This is a genomic window from Pseudomonas sp. PHC1, from assembly GCF_046487845.1.
GTDB classification, from domain to species: domain Bacteria; phylum Pseudomonadota; class Gammaproteobacteria; order Pseudomonadales; family Pseudomonadaceae; genus Aquipseudomonas; species Aquipseudomonas sputi.
The window spans coordinates 206,934-224,273 of the sequence record NZ_JBJXHJ010000007.1 but is presented as its reverse complement, the minus strand read 5'-3'; the positions used below and the strand labels follow the sequence as shown (position 1 = coordinate 224,273).

Here is a 17,340-nt window from a genome sequence, read left to right as displayed (position 1 = left end):
GATAAACGCACAGAGTTGCGTTTATCGAATTGACGCTAAAACCCCTGGATCATTAATGTCGCGGCAGCGTCATCCGGCGCGAATGTGAATGAGCCCGCCGGATTGTCGACTCCCATAATAATGACAAGAGGCAACTTCCCATGCGCACGTTCCCCGACTGTCGCCACCCCCGTTCCTGTTGCCGGTATTAGCGCAACGCCTGATTTCTTCCTTATATAGATGTGACCGTGCCACTCTCTGGCCGGCCGCCGTTCGACTGCGTTTTCTTGCGTGGAATAAAAATAATGAACCAGCCTCAGTCTGCTGTGGGTCACTGCCTCGACGTGCAGTCCTTCATCAACGCCCAACCGATCTCGCGCTATCAGTGGCGCGTCGTGATCCTGTGTTTCCTGATTGTGTTCCTCGATGGCCTCGACACCGCGGCCATGGGCTTTATTGCGCCAGCGCTTTCCCAGGACTGGGGCATCGACCGCGCCAGCCTCGGCCCGGTGATGAGTGCCGCGCTGATCGGCATGGTCTTCGGTGCGCTGGGTTCCGGTCCGCTGGCTGACCGCTTCGGGCGAAAAGTCGTACTGGTGGGCGCGGTTTTTCTGTTCGGTGCTTTCAGCCTGGCCTCGGCCTATGCCACCAACGTCGATCAATTGCTGGTGCTGCGCTTCCTCACCGGTCTGGGACTGGGCGCCGGTATGCCGAACGCCACCACGCTGCTGTCGGAATACACACCGGAGCGTAAAAAGTCGTTGCTGGTGACCAGCATGTTCTGCGGTTTCAACCTCGGCATGGCCGGCGGCGGATTCATTTCGGCCAAGCTGATTCCAGCGTTCGGCTGGCACAGCTTGTTGCTGATCGGCGGGATTCTGCCGCTGATCCTCGCCGTGGTGCTGCTGCGCTGGCTGCCGGAATCGGCGCGTTATCTGGTGGTGCGCAATCGCGGCACCGACAAAGTGCGCAAGACTCTCGCACCCATTGACCCTGCCACCGTTGCTCAGGCCGCGAGTTTCAGCGTGCCGGAGCAGAGCACCGTAAAAGCGCGCAACGTGTTTGCGGTGATTTTCTCCGGCACCTACAGCGTCGGCACGTTGCTGCTGTGGCTGACCTACTTCATGGGCCTGGTGATCGTTTACTTGCTGACCAGCTGGCTGCCGACCCTGATGCGCGACAGCGGCGCGAGTATGGAGCAGGCGGCCTTCATCGGCGCGCTGTTCCAGTTCGGCGGGGTGTTGAGTGCGGTCGGCGTAGGCTGGGCGATGGATCGGTTCAATCCGCACAAGGTGATTGGCATTTTCTACCTGCTGGCCGGGGTGTTTGCCTACGCGGTCGGGCAGAGTCTGGGCAACATCACACTGCTGGCGACACTGGTGCTGGTGGCGGGCATGTGCGTCAACGGCGCGCAATCGGCGATGCCGTCGCTGGCGGCGCGGTTTTATCCGACTCAGGGCCGGGCGACCGGTGTGTCGTGGATGCTCGGGATCGGCCGCTTCGGCGCGATTCTCGGAGCCTGGATGGGCGCGACCCTGCTGGGGCTGGGCTGGAATTTCGAGCAAGTGCTGACGGCGCTGGTGATTCCGGCGGGCCTGGCCACGGCAGCGGTGGTGATCAAGGGCCTGGTCAGTCACGCGGACGCGACCTGAGCTTGACTGCTTGCCTCAACGGATGCTCCGCGTTCTTTTCCCAGAACGGACGCGGAGCGTCCCGGGCTGCATTCCCACGCAGAGCGTGGGAACGATCAGCGCTTCTCCCGCACGCAGTGCGGGAGTAATCATTAGGCAGATAACAATCTGTTCGATAAACGAACACTCAGTCGATTATCGGATTGTTTGGCGAAAATCAGCGGCTTAATCTTCAGTGACTCCGGCGCAGAACCTCGCGCCTTTTTATCACTGGCGATCCACTACAAAAACGGGAGCCCGCTCCATGGCTGAGATCCTTTCGCTGCACGACGCGGTGAAGCAATTCGTCAACGACGGCGACACCGTCGCGCTCGAAGGCTTCACTCACCTGATCCCTACGGCGGCGGGTCATGAAATCATTCGTCAGGGCAAGAAAGATCTGACCCTGGTGCGGATGACACCTGACCTGATCTACGACCAACTGATCGGCGCCGGCTGTGCACGCAAGCTGATCTTCTCCTGGGGTGGCAACCCTGGCGTGGGTTCGCTGCACCGTCTGCGCGACGCGGTCGAGAAACAATGGCCGCATGCATTGGAAATCGAAGAGCACAGCCACGCCGACCTGGCCAACGCCTACGTCGCCGGCGCCTCCGGCCTGCCGTTTGCGGTACTGCGGGCCTACGCCGGTTCCGACCTGCCGAAGGTCAACCCGCTGATCAAATCCGTGACTTGCCCGTTCACCGGCGAAGTGCTGGCGGCGGTGCCGTCGGTGCGTCCGGACGTGACCGTGATCCACGCCCAGAAAGCCGACCGTCAGGGCAACGTGCTGCTGTGGGGTATTCTCGGTGTGCAGAAAGAAGCCGCACTGGCCGCCAAGCGTTGCATCGTCACTGTCGAAGAAATCGTCGATAACCTCAACGCGCCGATGAACGCCTGCGTGCTGCCGACCTGGGCCTTGAGCGCCGTCTGCCATGTGCCCGGTGGCGCGCATCCGTCCTACGCCCACGGTTACACCGAGCGTGACAACCGTTTCTATCAGGCGTGGGATCCGATCGCCCGCGACCGTGAGACGTTTACCGCGTGGATCAACGAATACATCCATGGCTGCGCTGACTTCAGCGAGTTTCAGGCCAAGTTGGCCGCTGCTTCGGAGGCCAAGTAATGACTTACACCACCAATGAAATGATGACCGTTGCCGCGGCCCGTCGCCTGAAGAACGGCTCGGTGTGCTTCGTCGGCATCGGCCTGCCGTCGAAAGCTGCCAACCTGGCGCGCCTGACCTCGTCGCCGGACGTGGTGCTGATCTACGAATCCGGTCCGATTGGGGCCAAACCCAGCGTATTGCCCCTGTCGATCGGTGACGGCGAACTGGCGGAAACCGCTGACACCGTCGTGCCGACCGGTGAGATTTTTCGCTACTGGCTGCAGGGCGGGCGCATCGACGTTGGCTTCCTCGGCGCAGCCCAGGTCGACCGTTTCGGCAACATCAACACCACGGTGGTCGGTGATTATCACCAGCCGAAAGTACGTCTGCCGGGTGCCGGTGGCGCGCCGGAAATTGCCGGTTCCGCCAAAAGCGTCCTGATCATCCTTAAACAGTCGGCGCGTTCGTTTGTCGACAAGCTCGATTTCATTACCTCGGTCGGCCATGGCGAGGGCGGTGATTCGCGCAAACGCCTGGGCCTGCCGGGCGCCGGTCCGGTCGGGATCATCACTGACCTGTGCATCATGGAGCCGGAAGAGGGCACCCACGAATTCGTAGTCACCGCACTGCATCCGGGCGTGACCCGCGAACAAGTGGTCGCCGCCACCGGTTGGCCGATCCGTTTTGCCGACAGCGTGGCTACCACTGCTGAGCCGACCGAGGTCGAGCTGACTGCTCTGCGCGATCTCGAAGCCCGCACCGCAGCGGCCCACGGCCAGGCACCGGGAGAAGCATGATGCGCGACGTTTATATCTGCGATGCGATCCGTACCCCCATCGGCCGTTTCGGTGGCGGTCTGGCGGCAGTTCGCGCCGACGACCTGGCCGCCGTGCCGATCAAGGCCCTGATGGAGCGCAACCCGTCGTTGGACTGGAGCGCCATCGACGAAGTATTTCTCGGCTGCGCCAACCAGGCTGGCGAAGACAACCGCAACGTGGCACGCATGGCGTTGCTGCTGGCCGGTCTGCCGGACAGCGTTCCGGGGGTCACCCTCAATCGCCTTTGCGCGTCGGGCATGGACGCTATCGGCACGGCGTTCCGCGCCATCGCCAGCGGTGAAATGGAGCTGGCGATTGCCGGCGGTGTCGAGTCGATGTCCCGCGCGCCGTTCGTGATGGGCAAGGCCGACGCGGCGTTTTCGCGCAACATGAAACTGGAAGACACCACCATCGGCTGGCGTTTCATCAACCCGTTGATGAAGGCGCAGTACGGCGTCGATGCGATGCCGCAGACCGCCGACAACGTCGCCGACGATTACGAAGTTTCCCGCGAGGATCAGGACGCTTTCGCCCTGCGCAGTCAGCAACGTACGGCTGCCGCCCAGGCTGCCGGCTACTTCGCCGAGGAAATCGTCGAAGTGCGGATTGCCCACAAGAAGGGCGAAACCGTGGTCAGCCAGGACGAGCATCCTCGCGCCGACACCACGCTAGAAGCGCTGAGTAAACTGAAACCGGTCAATGGCCCGGACAAGACCGTCACCGCCGGCAACGCTTCAGGCGTGAATGACGGTGCCGCCGCGCTGATTCTGGCCTCGGCCGAGGCGGTGAAAAAACACGGCCTGACCGCTCGCGCCAAGGTACTCGGCATGGCCAGTGCCGGTGTTGCGCCACGGGTGATGGGCATCGGCCCGGTGCCGGCGGTGCGCAAACTCACCGAACGCCTCGGCGTGGCCGTCAGCGATTTCGATGTGATCGAACTCAACGAAGCGTTTGCCAGCCAGGGTCTGGCGGTGCTGCGCGAGCTGGGACTGGCGGACGACGCGGCTCAGGTCAACCCGAACGGCGGCGCGATTGCCTTGGGTCATCCGTTGGGCATGAGCGGCGCGCGTCTGGTGCTGACGGCGCTGCATCAGCTGGAAAAGACTGGTGGCAAGAAAGGTCTGGCGACCATGTGCGTCGGTGTCGGCCAGGGTCTGGCCCTGGCCATCGAACGCGTCTGACGCAAGCCGTGACGAAAAAGAACAGAGGAAAGCGAAATGACTGACAAGCCTGGTTACCGCCGCCCGCAGGAAGGCACCCAGCCGCCGTACCTGCACCCGACCTATCAATCCACCAATATGCGCTCGCCGTCCAAGCCGTTGGTGTTTTTGCCGCATTCGCTGTCGGAAATCACCGGCCCGACCATCGGTGCCGAGCGTGTGGCCGATAATGACAACGATCTGACCGCCCAGCATCAGGGTGAACCGCTCGGTGAGCGGATCATCATTCATGGGCGTGTGCTCGACGAAGACGGTCTGCCGGTGCCGGGGATTCTGGTGGAGATCTGGCAGGCCAACGCCGCCGGTCGCTACAACCATGCCCGTGACCTGCACGACGCGCCGCTGGACCCGAATTTCACCGGCACCGGCCGCACCGTGACCGACGCCGACGGCTCGTATCAGTTCCAGACCATCAAGCCCGGCGCCTATCCGTGGGGCAATCACCACAACGCCTGGCGTCCGGCGCATGTGCATTTCTCGCTGTTTGGGCCGAGCATCCTGACCCGTCTGGTTACGCAGATGTATTTCCCGGGCGATCCGCTGCTGGCCTACGACCCGATCTACAACTGTGTGCCGGACACCTCGGCCAAGGAACGCCTGATCGCCGCTTTCGATCTGGAAAAAACCATTCCGTCCTACGCCCTCGCTTATCGCTGGGACATCGTGCTGCGCGGCCGCGAAGCCACGCCGATGGAGAAATGAGATGACCCTGACTGCGACCACCTCCCACACCGTCGGGCCGTATTACCACATCGGCCTGACCTGGCTGAACCGTGAAAACCTCGCCAACGAACTGACCCTCGGCCAGCGCGTGGCGATCACCGGGCAAGTGGTGGACGGCAATGGCGATGTCGTCAATGACGCCATGCTCGAAGTCTGGCAGGCCAACGCCGCCGGCAAATACGACCACCCGGAAGACGAGCAGGCCAAACCGCTCGACCCGAACTTCGAAGGTTTCGGCCGGGTGCCGGTGGACGCCGAAGGACGTTTCCGTTTCACCACGATCAAGCCGGGTACGGTCGAAGGCCTGAAGGGCTCGACCCAGGCGCCGCATCTGGTGGTGCTGGTGTTTGCGCGCGGTCTGGTGAAGCACTTGCTGACGCGGATTTACTTCGAAGGCGATCCGGCGAATGCCAATGATCCGCTGCTCGAGTGCGTACCGGCCGAGCGCCGCGATACGTTGCTGGCAAAGCCCGATGCGGCGGGTGTGTATCAGTGGAATGTGATCCTGCAGGGCACTGATGCGGAAACCGTGTTCTTCGATTACTGAGACTGATCGTTCCCACGCAGAGCGTGGGAACGATCAACGTGGAGGCGCCGAATGCGTTTGCGTGGGAACGATCAGTACAGGATGTGGAACGGGACTGTTGCAAAGTGTGTCTAGACTCTCTCTGTCCCTATCGAGTGAAAAACAATGACAACCCTCACCTCCCATTACACCGGTGAAGAGCGCAGCAAGCGCATCTTTGCCATTGTCGGGGCGTCGTCCGGCAACCTCGTTGAATGGTTCGACTTCTACGTCTACGCCTTCTGTGCGATCTATTTCGCCCCGGCGTTTTTCCCCTCCGACAACCCCACGGTGCAGCTGGTCAACACGGCAGGCGTATTCGCCGCCGGGTTCCTGATGCGACCGATCGGCGGCTGGATTTTCGGCCGGGTGGCGGACAAGCACGGGCGCAAGAACTCGATGCTGATCTCGATCCTGATGATGTGCTTTGGCTCGTTGCTGATCGCCTGCCTGCCGACCTACAACGATATCGGCGTCTGGGCGCCGCTGCTGCTGTTGTTCGCGCGTCTGCTGCAAGGCCTGTCGGTGGGCGGCGAGTACGGCACCACCGCGACCTACATGAGCGAAGTTGCGCTCAGGGGCCAGCGCGGGTTTTTCGCCTCGTTCCAGTACGTGACGCTGATCGGCGGGCAACTGCTGGCGGTGCTGCTGGTGGTGATTCTGCAGCAGTTCCTTTCTGAAGAAGAATTGCGTGCCTACGGCTGGCGGATTCCGTTCGTGGTCGGTGCCGGCGCCGCGCTGATTTCGCTGTTCCTGCGCCGCTCGCTGAAAGAAACCACCAGCAAGCAAATGCGCGAGAACAAGGACGCCGGCAGCATCCGCGCCTTGTTCCGCGACCACAAGGCTGCGTTCATCACAGTGCTCGGCTACACCGCCGGCGGCTCGTTGATTTTCTACACCTTCACCACGTACATGCAGAAGTACCTGGTGAACACCGCCGGCATGCACGCCAAGACCGCCAGCTACATCATGACCGGCGCATTGTTCCTGTACATGTGCATGCAGCCGCTGTTCGGCATGCTCGCCGACAAGATCGGCCGGCGTAACTCGATGCTCTGGTTCGGCGGTCTCGGCACGTTGTTCACGGTGCCGATCCTGCTCAGCCTGAAAAGTGTCGGCAGCCCGTTCCTGGCTTTCGTGCTGATCACCGTGGCGCTGGCGATCGTCAGTTTCTACACCTCGATCAGCGGTCTGGTGAAGGCCGAGATGTTTCCACCGGAAGTCCGCGCCCTCGGCGTCGGCCTGGCCTATGCGGTGGCGAATGCGATCTTTGGTGGTTCAGCAGAATACGTTGCTCTGAGCCTCAAGGCCGGCGGGATGGAAAACGCGTTCTACTGGTATGTCACGATCATGATGGCCGTGGCGTTCCTGTTCAGCCTGCGCCTGCCCAAAGAAGCGAAGTATTTGCACCACGACCTTTAAACCGATGCGCGCGGGCCACCACGGCCCGCGCCGGCAAGGACTGTTTATGACTCAGCGACTGGGCAATCAATTGTTCGATGCCTACTTTACTGCCCGCGACATGCGCGAAGTGTTCTGCGATCAGGGCCGGGTGCAGGCGATGCTCGACTTCGAAGCGGCGCTGGCCCGGGCCGAGGCGCGGGTCGGGTTGATTCCGGCGGATGCTGTCGCGGCCATCGAAAACGCCTGCCGCGCCGGGCTGTTTGATTTCGCAGCGCTGGGCGAGGCGATTGCCACGGCCGGCAATTCGGCGATTCCACTGGTCAAGGCATTGGGCAAACAGATTGCCGCGACCGATGCCGAAGCCGAGCGCTATGTGCATCTGGGCGCCACCAGCCAGGACGTGATGGATTCCGGGCTGGTGCTGCAAATGCGTCAGGCGCTGGAGTTGATCGAAGGGGCGTTGGCGCAATTGGCCGACGCCCTCGCCATTCAGGCGCTGCGCCACGCCGCGACGCCGCTGGCCGGACGTACCTGGCTGCAACATGCGACGCCGGTGACACTCGGGATGAAGATCGCCGGTTGGCTCGGCGCAATCACCCGCAGCCGTCAGCGTCTGCGCGAGCTCAAACCTCGGCTGCTGGTGCTGCAATTCGGCGGTGCATCCGGCACCCTCGCGGCGCTCGGCGAACAGGCGTTGCCGATCGCCCAGGCGCTGGCCGAAGAACTGCAACTGAGCTTGCCGGAACAACCGTGGCACACCCAGCGTGATCGCATCGTCGAGTTCGGCGCGGTGCTCGGCCTGATCGCCGGCAGCCTCGGCAAATTCGGCCGCGACATCAGTCTGTTGATGCAGACCGAAGCGGCGGAAGTGTTCGAGCCGTCGGCGCCGGGCAAGGGCGGTTCCTCGACCATGCCGCACAAACGCAATCCGGTGGGCGCCGCGGTCCTGATCGGTGCGGCGACCCGTGTGCCGGGGCTGGTCTCGACGCTGTTCAGCGCCATGCCGCAGGAACACGAACGCAGTCTCGGTTTGTGGCACGCCGAATGGGAAACCCTGCCGGACATCTGCTGCCTGGTGTCGGGCGCGCTGCAACAGGCCCGGCTGCTGGCCGACGGTCTGGAGGTCGATGCCGCGCGCATGGCCCGCAACCTGGAATTGACCCAAGGCCTGGTGCTGGCTGAAGCGGTAAGCATCGTGCTGGCGCAACGGGTCGGTCGCGATACCGCGCATCATCTGCTCGAACAGTGCTGCAAACGGGCGGTGGCCGAACAGCGTCACCTGCGAGCGGTACTCGGTGACGAACCGCAGGTGACCGCCGAGCTGAGCGCAACCGAACTGGATCATCTGCTCGATCCCGCCCGTTACCTCGGTCAGGCGCAGGTCTGGGTCGAGCGGGCAGTGGCCGAACACAACGCATTGTCTGACTGAAAGGAGAGGGCTGTGGCTTTCGTTCAACTCGCCGACGGCGAACTGCATTACTCATTGGAAGGCCCGGTCGATGCGCCGGTACTGGTGCTGTCGAACTCGCTGGGCACCGACCTGCACATGTGGGACGTGCAGATGCCGGCCTTCACCCAGCATTTTCGCGTGCTGCGTTTCGATACGCGCGGGCACGGCCAGTCGCTGGTGACGCCGGGCCCTTACAGCATCGAGCAACTGGGCCGCGACGTGCTGGCGCTGCTGGATGCGCTGCACATCGAACGCGCGCATTTCTGCGGCCTGTCGATGGGCGGCCTGATCGGTCAGTGGCTGGGGATCAATGCCGGCCAGCGGCTGAACAAACTGGTCGTCTGCAACACGGCGGCGAAAATCGGCGACCCGTCGGTGTGGAATCCGCGCATCGAAACCGTGCTGCGCGACGGCCCGGCGGCGATGGTTGCGTTGCGTGATGCGTCGATTGCCCGTTGGTTTACTCCGGACTTTTCTGCCGCTAATCCTGCCGCAGCGAAGCAGATCACCGACATGCTGGCCGCGACCCATCCTGAAGGTTACGCCGCCAACTGCGCGGCGGTGCGTGATGCGGACTTCCGCGAGCAGTTGTCGTCGATCAAGGTGCCGCTGCTGGTAATCGCCGGTATCGAGGATGCGGTGACACCACCGTCCGGCGGCCATTTCATTCAGGAGCATGTGAGCGGCGCCGAGTACGCCGAGTTTTATGCGGCGCATCTTTCCAACGTTCAGGCCGGCGACGCGTTCAGCGACCGTGTGCTGACATTCCTGCTGGCTGACTGAAGGGGATTTCCGTGGACGAGAAACAACGTTACGACGACGGCATGCAAGTGCGCCGCGCAGTGCTCGGCGACGCTCACGTCGATCGCAGCCTGACCACGCTGACCGAGTTCAACTCGGAGTTCCAGGAGATGATTACCCGTCACGCCTGGGGCGACATCTGGACCCGCCCGGGCCTGCCACGCCACACCCGCAGCCTGATCACCATCGCCATGCTGATCGGCATGAACCGCGAAGGTGAACTCAAGTTGCACCTGCGGGCGGCGGCCAACAACGGTGTGAGCCGGGGCGAGATCAAGGAAGTGATCATGCAGAGCGCGATCTACTGCGGGATTCCGGCGGCGAATGCGACGTTTCACCTGGCCGAATCGGTGTGGGATGAGCTGGGTACCGAATCACGCGAGTGATCGTTGAATTCAAGGGATCGCAGCCTTCAACTGGCTGCGATCCTTTGAAACTCACACCTTGGCAACAATGAAAATCCGCTTGAACGCAAACAACGTATGGCCGTTTTCCTCCTGCGGATAATGCGCGTGCACCCGCATCAGGTAGTGATAAATGAAGCGCGCCTGTTCCTCTGACGTCAGTCCCTGCATCACCGGCCGCAGCGCCGAGACTTTCACCCAGTCATAAACCGGCGACTTGCCGTCTACCACCTGCAACTGCTCGGTTTCCCAAATATCCAGCGACTCGGTCAGCGGGGCCAGCAACCGGTAGTAATCCTCCAGCGACAACAACGGCCGCGCGGCCATGCGCTGGCGCAATTGTGCAGTGCCAATGGGGCGACCGCAGGGGCCGGCATCGTCGAGGGTGTCGAGCATCAGCTGATACCACAGTGCATCGCGCCAGTCCGGCATATGCGCGGCCAGGCACCCGCCGGGGTTGAGGTGGCGGAGCAACCCGGGCAACAGCGTTCGATGGTCATCGATGAAATGCAGCACGGCGGCGGCGAACAACAGATCGGCCCGTTTGCGGGGCTTCCAGTGTTGCAGTTCGGCGTGTTGCCAGCGTGCCTTGATCGGCAGGCAACGGGCGACCTGGAGCATGTCTTTCGAACTGTCGATGCCCTTGAGGTCTGCCTGGGGCCAGCGATCTGCCAGAGCCTTCGTGGCGATGCCGGTGCCGCAGCCGAGGTCGTAAATGCGTTTCGGATCGTTCAGTTCGACGCGGCCGAGCAATTCATCGACCGGGCGTTGCCTGAGACGGGAAAACTGCTGGTATGCCCTGGCGTCCCAGTCGGGTGTGGTGTTGAGGCGAGTGAGCATGAGGTGGTCCTCCGGTGATCAGCAGTGTCTTCCGATGACAGCCTGGCTCGAGTCTTGGGACCAACATCAACAGATAACGGAAGCGGGAAGGGTGGGGCGCCTGAGTCCTTCAGGTTTTTCCACTTTAATTGATGCCCGCTGAAGTGCCACACATCCTGACCGGTGGCACCTCAGCGGGATTGATGCCTACAGCAAACTGATCGGATAGCTGACAATCAGGCGGTTCTCGTCGAACTCGTTGTTGCTGAAGTCGCGGCGCATGGTCGAGTTGCGCCATCTGACGTTCAGGTTCTTGAGCGCGCCGCTCTGCACGGTGTAGCCCAGTTCCGATTCGCGCCCCCATTCCTTGCCGTCGGTGATGGTGCCGGTGTGCACGTTGTCGCCGCTGATGTAACGGTTCATCAGGGTCAGGCCGGGGATGCCCAGGGCAACGAAGTTGTAGTCGTGGCGGACCTGCCAGGAGCGTTCCTGCGCGTTGTCGTAGCTGGCGTTGTAGCTGTCGTTGGCCAGGGTGCCGCCGCTGGTGCCGTTGACGCGCATCCAGGCGCTGTCGCCGGTGAGTTTCTGCAGGCCGACGTAGAAGGTGTGGCCACCGTATTTTGCCGAGAACAGGCCTGACCAGGTCTTGTTGTCGAGCTCGCCGGCGCGGGCGCTGCCGTCGTCCTTGCCATAGAAAAAACCGAGGTTGGCGCCGAGGGTCCAGTCGCCGACTGGCTGGCTGTGAATCAGGTTGACGTATTGCTGGCTGTAGATGTCCTTGAGCTCGGCGTTCCACAGGCCGATCTGGGTGCGCTTGTCATTGAATACGTATTCGCCGCCCTGGAAGTTGAAGCGGTCGGAGGTGAACGCGGCTTTGCCGGTCATCGACATGTCGCTCATGCTGCTGTCGTCACGCGGGCTGTTGGCGCGGAACTGACCGCCGTAAAGGGTCAGGCCGTCGATTTCCTTCGAGGTGATCTGGCCGCCGCGAAAGGTTTGCGGCAGCGAGCGCCCGTCGTCGGAGCGCAGGATCGGCAGCACCGGCATCCACTCGCCGACCTTCACTTCGGTCTGCGACAGCTTCGCCTTGAACGCCACGTTGGTGCGGCCGAAGTTGTCCGCCGGGCGACCGTCATGATCCAGCGGCAGCAGTTGCGTGCCGCCGGTGCCTTTACCGCCATCGAGCTTCACCGAGTACAACCCCAGCACATCCATGCCGAACCCGACGGTGCCTTGGGTGAAGCCGGATTTGGCGTCGAGGATGAAGTTCTGCGTCCATTCTTCAGCCTTGCCCTGAGCCTTGGTCGGGTTGGTGAAGTTGCGGTTGATGTAGAAGTTGCGCAGGTTCAGGTTGACCTTGGCCCCGTCGATAAAACCGGTTTCTTCTGCCGCAGCGGGCAGCGCGATGCCGGCCAGGGCGAGGGCGATCAGACCGGGAAGTGCGTAGGGCGCAGGGGAGGTTGTCATGGGCTCGGGTCTCTCTTGTTTTTTTGGGGCAAACGGGGGCGCTGCGGCCGTTTTTTGAGGCGCAGAAATGCGATGGAGTCAGAAGGCGAAACGGCGGCGATCAGCCGGGTGGAGCAGGGCGCGGGAGCATGGTGTCGAACCTGTTGTTATTGGTTTTGTGGCTCGAATGGTGCGGGGCGCGGGTGAGGCGATTCAATCGGTGAAAGTGGAATTGGGGCGATTACCGAACGCAAGATTCGCACGCAACAAAAAGCCCGCCAATCGGCGGGCTCCTTGTGTTCACCGAATGATCAGAACAACTTCATCTTCGGCGCTTCTTCTTTGAGCGGCTCGTTCTGCGCGGTCTGCGCATTCCAGCCGCCGCCCAGGGCCTTGTACAGGTTGACCGCACTGGTCAGCTGCGCGAGGCGGTCGGTGATCAGCGATTGTTGCGCGCTGAACAGCTGACGCTGGGCATCAAGGAAGGTCAGGTTGCTGTCGACGCCAATGCGATAGCGACGCTCGGCCAGGCGGTAGTAGTCCTGGTTGGCCTGAACGAAGTCACGCTGGGCCTGCAACTGCTCGGTGTAGGTCTGGCGGGCGGCCAGGCCGTCGGCGACTTCCTGGAAGGCCGTTTGAATGGACTTCTCGTAGTTCGCCACGCCAATGTCCTTCTGGATCTTGGCGTAGTCGAGGCTGGCGCGCAGGCTGCCGGCGTTGAAGATCGGCAGGTTGATCTGCGGCTGGAACAGCCAGGTGCCCGAGCCGCCCTTGAACAGGCCGGACAGATCCGGGCTCAGGCTGCCCGCGTTGGCGGTCAGGCTGATGCTCGGGAAGAACGCCGCACGGGCCGCGCCGATGTTGGCGTTGGCGGCCTTCAGGTTGTACTCGGCCTGCAGGATGTCCGGACGGCGTTGCAGCAGATCCGACGGCAGACCGGCCGGCACGTCGGCCAGCAGGTCATCCGACAGCGGCTTGGCCGCTTGCAGGTTGGCCGGGATGCCGGTGCCGAGCAGCAGGGTCAGGCTGTTTTCGTCCTGAGCGACCTGGCGGGTGTAACGCGCCAGTTGCGCCCGGGCGTTCTCAACCGAAGTGCGCGACTGCGCCAGGTCCAGCGCCGAAGCCACACCGACTTCGTTGCTGCGGCTGGTCAGCTTGTAGCTTTCCTCGAAGGCACCGAGGGTGTCCTGCGTCAGCTTGAGCAGTTCCTTGTCGGCCTGCCAGGTCAGGTAGGCGTTGGCCACGCTGGCCACCAGGCTGATCTGGGTGCTGCGGCGCGCTTCTTCGGTGGCGAAGTATTGTTGCAACGCTTGTTCGCTCAGGCTGCGAACCCGACCGAACAGGTCGAGTTCGTAGGCGCTGATGCCGACGGTGGCGGAGTAGGAACTGCTGATGGCCGCTTCACCGGTCTGCGACGCACGGGCCGGAACCCGCTGACGACTGCCGCTGGCATTGGCCGACACGGCCGGGAACAGGTCGGCGCGCTGGATGCGGTATTGAGCCGCGTAGGCATCGATGTTCAACGCCGCGACACGCAGGTCGCGGTTGTTTTCCAGGGCGACCTGGATCAGCTGTTGCAGGGCCGGGTCATGGAAAAACTGCTTCCAGCCCTGCTCGGCAGCGGCCTGCGCCGGTGCCTGGGCCGGCGAGTACGCCGGGCCCTGCGGGTATTGGCCTGCCACCGGTGCTTCCGGCTGCTGATAATCCGGTATCAGCGAGCAACCGCTCAGCACGAAGGCGGCGACTGCGAGGGAGAGTAGCGACTTGCTCATTGGCCAGCCTCTTTAGGAGTTTCTATGGCGTCATCCTTGCCGGCGTTTTTGCGCTGACCCATGGACGACACAGTGACGAAGAACAGTGGGACCCAGAAGATCGCCAGGATTGTTGCGGTGAGCATACCGCCAATCACGCCGGTACCGATCGCGTGTTGACTGCCCGAGCCTGCGCCGGTGGAGATAGCCAGCGGTACAACACCGAGGACGAAGGCCAGCGACGTCATGATGATCGGTCGCAGACGCATGCGGCAGGCTTCGATGGCCGCATCGCGCAGGCTGCGTCCCTGCTCGTGCAATTCCTTGGCGAACTCGACGATCAGAATGGCGTTTTTAGCCGCCAGACCGATGGTCGTCAACAGACCCACCTGGAAGTACACGTCGTTCGACAGACCGCGCAGGCTGGTGGCCATCAGCGCACCGATGATCCCCAGCGGTACCACCAGCATGACCGCGATCGGAATCGACCAGCTTTCATACAGCGCCGCCAGACACAGGAACACCATCAGCAGCGACAGCGCGTACAGCGCCGGAGCCTGCGAACCGGACAGTCGTTCTTCGTACGACAGACCGGTCCACGAGATACCCACACCGGCCGGCAGCTTCTTGGCAATCGCTTCGACTTCGGCCATCGCCTCACCAGTGGAGTAACCCGGAGCCGGAGCGCCGAGGATCTCGACCGCTTCAACGCCGTTGTAACGCGCCAGCTTCGGCGAACCGTAGATCCACTCGCCCTTGGCGAATGCGGAGAACGGAACCATGGTGCCGCTGGCGTTGCGTACGTACCACTTCTTCAGGTCTTCCGGGCTCATGCGCGAGTCTGGCCGGCCCTGTACGTACACCTTCTTCACCCGACCGCGGTCGATGAAGTCGTTGACGTAGCTACTGCCCAAGGCAATCGACAGGGTGTTGTTGATGTCGGAGATGGTGATGCCCAGGGCACTGGCCTTCTCGTCGTCGATTTCCAGCTGGAACTGTGGTTCGTCGTTCAGACCGTTCGGACGAACCTGAGTCAGCACTTTGCTTTGTGCGGCCATGCCCAGGAACTGGTTGCGCGCCGCCATCAGTTTTTCGTGACCGATACCGGCGCGGTCCTGCAGGAACACGTCGAAACCGGTGGCGTTACCCAACTCCAGTACGGCCGGCGGGGCGAAGGCGAACACCATCGCATCGCGGAAGCTGAAGAAGTGCTGCTGGGCGCGGGCGGCGAGCTTGAACACGCTGTTGTCGGCGTTACGTTCGTCCCACGGCTTGAGCATGATGAACGCCATCCCCGAACTCTGGCCACGGCCGGCGAAGTTGAAGCCGGTCACGGTGAACACCGAGGCTACGGCGTCGCCTTCACCGCCGTCCTTGGTCGGACGCAGCAGGAATTCACGCATCTCATCCACCACCACCTGAGTGCGCTGGGCACTGGAGCCGGCTGGCGTCTGCACCTGGGCAAACAGAACGCCCTGGTCTTCTTCCGGCAGGAACGCGGTCGGAATGCGGGTGAACAACCAGATCATGCCGACCACGATCAGCAGGTAGGCCAGCAGGTAAGGGGCCTTGCGCTGCAGGATGTTGCCGACACCGCGCTCGTAGCCACGAACGCCACGGTCGAAGTTGCGGTTGAACCAGCCGAAGAAGCCTTTTTTCGGCGCGCCGTGCTCACCGTGCGGGATCGCCTTGAGCATGGTGGCGCACAGCGCCGGTGTGAAGATCAGCGCGACCAGTACCGACAACGCCATGGCCGACACGATGGTGATCGAGAACTGCTTGTAGATCACACCGGTAGAGCCGCTGAAGAACGCCATCGGCAGCAGTACCGCCGACAGTACCAGGGCAATACCGACCAGGGCGCCCTGGATCTGGCCCATGGATTTCTTGGTCGCTTCCTTGGGTGACAAGCCTTCTTCGCTCATCACCCGCTCGACGTTTTCCACCACGACGATGGCGTCGTCCACCAGCAGGCCGATGGCGAGCACCATACCGAACATGGTCAGGGTGTTGATGCTGAAACCGGCCGCCGCGAGGATGCCGAACGTACCGAGCAATACCACCGGCACGGTCATGGTGGTGATGACGGTGGCGCGGAAGTTCTGCAGGAACAGGAACATCACCAGGAATACCAGCACGATCGCTTCGACCAGGGTTTCAACCACACCCTTGATCGACTCGGTCACCACCGGGGTGGTGTCGTACGGGAACACCACTTCCATGCCTTGCGGGAAGAACGGCTTGAGGTCGTCAATCGTCTTGCGCAGAGCCTTGGCGGTGTCGAGGGCGTTGGCGCCGTTGGCCAGTTTCACCGCCAGACCGGACGCCGGGCTGCCGTTGAACTGGGCGCTGATCGCATAGTTCTCGCCACCCAGGCCGACGTCGGCCACGTCTTTGAGGCGAACCTGCGAGCCGTCTTTGTTGACCTTGAGCAGAATCTCCTTGAACTGCTCGGCAGTCTGCAGACGGGTCTTGCCGATGATCGTGGCGTTCAGTTGCTGGCCCTGCACGGCAGGCAAGCCACCGAGCTGACCGGACGAAACCTGGACGTTCTGCGCCGCAATCGCGGTTTTCACATCGACCGGGGTCAGGTTGAAGTTGTTCAGCTTGGCCGGGTCGAGCCAGATGCGCATCGCGTACTGGGCACCGAAGACCTGGAAGTCACCGACACCGGCGGTCCGCGAGATCGGGTCCTGCATGTTCGACACGATGTAGTTGGACAGGTCGTCCTTGGTCATGCTGCCGTCACGCGAGACCACGCCGATCACCAGCAGGAAGTTCTTCACTGCCTTGGTCACGCGGATACCCTGTTGCTGCACTTCCTGCGGCAGCAGCGGGGTGGCTAGGTTCAGCTTGTTCTGGACCTGGACCTGCGCGGTGTCGGAGTTGGTGCCTTGCTCGAAGGTTGCGGTGATGGTCATGCTGCCGTCGGAGTTACTTTCCGAGGACACATAACGCAGGTTGTCGATACCGTTGAGCTGCTGCTCGATCACCTGGACCACGGTGTCCTGAACCGTTTGTGCCGAAGCACCCGGGTAGGTCACGGAGATCGCAATGGCCGGTGGCGCAATGCTCGGGTACTGGTTGATCGGCAACTTCAGGATCGAAAGTGCCCCGACCAGCATGATCACCAGGGCAATTACCCAGGCGAAAATCGGACGGTCGATGAAAAATTTTGACATGGA

At 62.4% G+C, this 17,340-nt stretch carries 14 protein-coding genes; 10 read left to right on the top strand and 4 right to left on the bottom strand.

Annotated elements, in window-relative coordinates:
- Positions 1-284 precede the first annotated feature (284 nt).
- The 10 genes from ACKJSM_RS13040 to pcaC all read left to right on the top strand — a co-directional run bounded on the left by ACKJSM_RS13040 (position 285) and on the right by pcaC (position 10,121).
- A complete protein-coding gene (locus ACKJSM_RS13040) occupies positions 285-1,631 on the top strand; it encodes an MFS transporter (RefSeq protein ID WP_236181034.1) in 1,347 nt (448 codons plus the stop codon).
- A 283-nt stretch (positions 1,632-1,914) separates the two neighbouring features.
- Positions 1,915-2,772 carry a CoA transferase subunit A gene (locus ACKJSM_RS13035; protein WP_003222404.1) on the top strand — a complete coding sequence of 286 codons (858 nt, stop codon included), beginning with the start codon at positions 1,915-1,917 and terminating at the stop codon, positions 2,770-2,772.
- On the top strand, positions 2,772-3,551 hold the full coding sequence (locus tag ACKJSM_RS13030; RefSeq protein ID WP_039771422.1) for a CoA-transferase subunit beta: 780 nt from the start codon (positions 2,772-2,774) through the stop codon (positions 3,549-3,551). The genes ACKJSM_RS13035 and ACKJSM_RS13030 overlap by 1 nt, the downstream gene beginning before the upstream one ends.
- Complete coding sequence (gene pcaF, locus ACKJSM_RS13025) at positions 3,548-4,753, top strand: 3-oxoadipyl-CoA thiolase (protein WP_410237734.1); 1,206 nt, start codon at positions 3,548-3,550, stop codon at positions 4,751-4,753. The genes ACKJSM_RS13030 and pcaF overlap by 4 nt, the downstream gene beginning before the upstream one ends.
- A 36-nt stretch (positions 4,754-4,789) precedes the next feature.
- Positions 4,790-5,494 carry a protocatechuate 3,4-dioxygenase subunit beta gene (gene pcaH, locus ACKJSM_RS13020; protein WP_410237732.1) on the top strand — a complete coding sequence of 235 codons (705 nt, stop codon included), beginning with the start codon at positions 4,790-4,792 and terminating at the stop codon, positions 5,492-5,494.
- Between the two features lies 1 nt (position 5,495).
- Positions 5,496-6,062: a protocatechuate 3,4-dioxygenase subunit alpha gene (gene pcaG, locus ACKJSM_RS13015; RefSeq protein ID WP_410237730.1), complete on the top strand. Its 567-nt coding sequence runs from the start codon at positions 5,496-5,498 to the stop codon at positions 6,060-6,062.
- 144 nt (positions 6,063-6,206) lie between these two features.
- Positions 6,207-7,502 carry an MFS family transporter gene (locus tag ACKJSM_RS13010; protein ID WP_410237728.1) on the top strand — a complete coding sequence of 432 codons (1,296 nt, stop codon included), beginning with the start codon at positions 6,207-6,209 and terminating at the stop codon, positions 7,500-7,502.
- Between the two features lie 46 nt (positions 7,503-7,548).
- On the top strand, positions 7,549-8,913 hold the full coding sequence (locus ACKJSM_RS13005) for a 3-carboxy-cis,cis-muconate cycloisomerase (RefSeq protein ID WP_410237726.1): 1,365 nt from the start codon (positions 7,549-7,551) through the stop codon (positions 8,911-8,913).
- Positions 8,914-8,925: 12 nt separating this feature from the next.
- Positions 8,926-9,717, top strand: coding sequence for a 3-oxoadipate enol-lactonase (gene pcaD, locus ACKJSM_RS13000; protein ID WP_410237724.1), 792 nt, complete (start codon positions 8,926-8,928; stop codon positions 9,715-9,717).
- 11 nt (positions 9,718-9,728) lie between these two features.
- Positions 9,729-10,121: a 4-carboxymuconolactone decarboxylase gene (gene pcaC / locus ACKJSM_RS12995; RefSeq protein WP_011332825.1), complete on the top strand. Its 393-nt coding sequence runs from the start codon at positions 9,729-9,731 to the stop codon at positions 10,119-10,121.
- A 51-nt stretch (positions 10,122-10,172) separates the two neighbouring features.
- Here the strand turns inward: pcaC and ACKJSM_RS12990 are convergent, their stop codons facing one another.
- The 4 genes from ACKJSM_RS12990 to emhB form a co-directional block, all read right to left on the bottom strand.
- Positions 10,173-10,979 carry a methyltransferase domain-containing protein gene (locus tag ACKJSM_RS12990; protein WP_236181022.1) on the bottom strand — a complete coding sequence of 269 codons (807 nt, stop codon included), beginning with the start codon at positions 10,977-10,979 and terminating at the stop codon, positions 10,173-10,175.
- 186 nt (positions 10,980-11,165) lie between these two features.
- A complete protein-coding gene (locus ACKJSM_RS12985; protein WP_339485443.1) occupies positions 11,166-12,425 on the bottom strand; it encodes an OprD family porin in 1,260 nt (419 codons plus the stop codon).
- A 290-nt stretch (positions 12,426-12,715) separates the two neighbouring features.
- Positions 12,716-14,176 carry an efflux RND transporter outer membrane subunit EmhC gene (emhC, locus tag ACKJSM_RS12980; RefSeq protein WP_410237721.1) on the bottom strand — a complete coding sequence of 487 codons (1,461 nt, stop codon included), beginning with the start codon at positions 14,174-14,176 and terminating at the stop codon, positions 12,716-12,718.
- Positions 14,173-17,337, bottom strand: a complete 3,165-nt coding sequence (gene emhB, locus ACKJSM_RS12975; RefSeq protein WP_410237719.1) for an efflux RND transporter permease subunit EmhB — start codon at positions 17,335-17,337, stop codon at positions 14,173-14,175. Before emhB ends, emhC begins: the two co-directional genes overlap by 4 nt.
- Positions 17,338-17,340: the final 3 nt, after the last annotated feature.

Bases quoted from the DNA above. Each gene is read 5' to 3' on its own strand.
- ACKJSM_RS13035 (WP_003222404.1), top strand. From the start codon at position 1,915: ATGGCTGAGATCCTTTCGCTGCACGACGCGGTGAAGCAATTCGTCAAC.
- pcaF (WP_410237734.1), top strand. From the start codon at position 3,548: ATGATGCGCGACGTTTATATCTGCGATGCGATCCGTACCCCCATCGGC.
- ACKJSM_RS13040 (WP_236181034.1), top strand. From the start codon at position 285: ATGAACCAGCCTCAGTCTGCTGTGGGTCACTGCCTCGACGTGCAGTCC.
- ACKJSM_RS12985 (WP_339485443.1), bottom strand. From the start codon at position 12,425: ATGACAACCTCCCCTGCGCCCTACGCACTTCCCGGTCTGATCGCCCTC.
- emhB (WP_410237719.1), bottom strand. From the start codon at position 17,337: ATGTCAAAATTTTTCATCGACCGTCCGATTTTCGCCTGGGTAATTGCC.
- pcaH (WP_410237732.1), top strand. From the start codon at position 4,790: ATGACTGACAAGCCTGGTTACCGCCGCCCGCAGGAAGGCACCCAGCCG.
- emhC (WP_410237721.1), bottom strand. From the start codon at position 14,176: ATGAGCAAGTCGCTACTCTCCCTCGCAGTCGCCGCCTTCGTGCTGAGC.
- pcaG (WP_410237730.1), top strand. From the start codon at position 5,496: ATGACCCTGACTGCGACCACCTCCCACACCGTCGGGCCGTATTACCAC.
- ACKJSM_RS13030 (WP_039771422.1), top strand. From the start codon at position 2,772: ATGACTTACACCACCAATGAAATGATGACCGTTGCCGCGGCCCGTCGC.
- ACKJSM_RS12990 (WP_236181022.1), bottom strand. From the start codon at position 10,979: ATGCTCACTCGCCTCAACACCACACCCGACTGGGACGCCAGGGCATAC.
- ACKJSM_RS13005 (WP_410237726.1), top strand. From the start codon at position 7,549: ATGACTCAGCGACTGGGCAATCAATTGTTCGATGCCTACTTTACTGCC.
- ACKJSM_RS13010 (WP_410237728.1), top strand. From the start codon at position 6,207: ATGACAACCCTCACCTCCCATTACACCGGTGAAGAGCGCAGCAAGCGC.